Source organism: Desulfurella sp., from assembly GCF_023256235.1.
In the GTDB taxonomy this organism is placed as follows: domain Bacteria; phylum Campylobacterota_A; class Desulfurellia; order Desulfurellales; family Desulfurellaceae; genus Desulfurella.
In genome coordinates this window covers 3,271-3,618 of sequence record NZ_JAGDWY010000023.1, presented here as the reverse complement: position 1 = coordinate 3,618, position 348 = coordinate 3,271, and the positions used below count along the sequence as shown (strand labels likewise).

1 protein-coding gene is annotated in these 348 nt (G+C 40.2%); it reads left to right on the top strand.

What is annotated here, in order from left to right; genetic code table 11:
- Positions 1–348, top strand: a 348-nt coding sequence (locus tag Q0C22_RS02220; RefSeq protein WP_367172085.1) for an ammonium transporter, incomplete at both ends; no start/stop codon positions are given.

Genomic DNA, 348 nt, shown 5'->3' with positions numbered 1-348 from the left:
GGTCTTGTTGTAGAAGCAAACTCAGGCATTTCTGCATTAGTCTTAGCATTAATTGTAGGAAAAAGAAGAGACTTTAAAAAAACAATAATGCCACCTTCATCAATAGCCCTAAGCATAATTGGTGCTGGTCTTTTATGGATTGGATGGTTTGGGTTTAATGCAGGAAGTGCCATTGCATCAAATAATATTGCAAGCTATGTTTTTTTAACAACCAATATTGCTGCATCAGCTGGAGCTTTAAGCTGGATGTTTGCTGAGTGGATAGCACACAAACATCCTACAATGCTTGGCGCAGCAAGTGGTGCTATAGCTGGACTTGTTGGCATAACACCAGCCTGCGGTTATGTA